General features: G+C 48.8%; 1 rRNA gene. It reads left to right on the top strand.

Annotated elements, in window-relative coordinates:
• Positions 1-183 precede the first annotated feature (183 nt).
• A 23S ribosomal RNA gene (locus DN394_RS28735) occupies positions 184-705 on the top strand; the annotation flags it as partial.

The raw sequence follows: 705 nt of genomic DNA, 5'->3' as shown, positions 1-705 counted from the left end.
CACGCAGGAGGTCAGCGGTTCGATCCCGCTTGGCTCCACCATATTATTTTTAATAAGTTGATCCTTGAAAACTGGATACCGAAAACGAAACATCGCGTTTTAGAATGTTTCTTCTCTACGACTGTGTTAAACAGCAGTAGGCGAGAAATAATATACACCGTTTCTATTTTATAGAAACACTTAGGTTAAGCTACTAAGAGCACACGGTGGATGCCTAGGCGCTAGGAGCCGATGAAGGACGTGGCGAACACCGATATAGCTTCGGGGAGCTGTAAGCAAGCTGTGATCCGGGGATGTCCGAATGGGGAAACCTAACTGGATTCATCTCCAGTTACTCACACCTGAATACATAGGGTGTGCAGAGGCAGACGAGGGGAACTGAAACATCTAAGTACCCTCAGGAAAAGAAAACAAGAGTGATTCCGTCAGTAGCGGCGAGCGAACGCGGAACAGCCCAAACCAAGAAGCTTGCTTTTTGGGGTTGTGGGACGTCTCTTTGGAGTTACAAAGGAGTATCGTAGTTGAAGAGGTCTGGAAAGGCCCGCGAAACAAGGTGAAAGCCCTGTAGATGAAATGATGCTCTCTCCGAGACGGATCCCGAGTAGTGCGGGGCACGTGAAACCCCGTATGAATCTGCCAGGACCATCTGGTAAGGCTAAATACTCCCTAGCGACCGATAGTGAAGCAGTACCGTGAGGGAAAGGT

Origin of the sequence: Bacillus sp. BB081, assembly GCF_008368895.1 — a bacterium.
Classification (GTDB): domain Bacteria; phylum Bacillota; class Bacilli; order Bacillales; family Bacillaceae_G; genus Bacillus_A; species Bacillus_A wiedmannii.
This window is presented reverse-complemented; position numbering and strand designations above follow the sequence as displayed.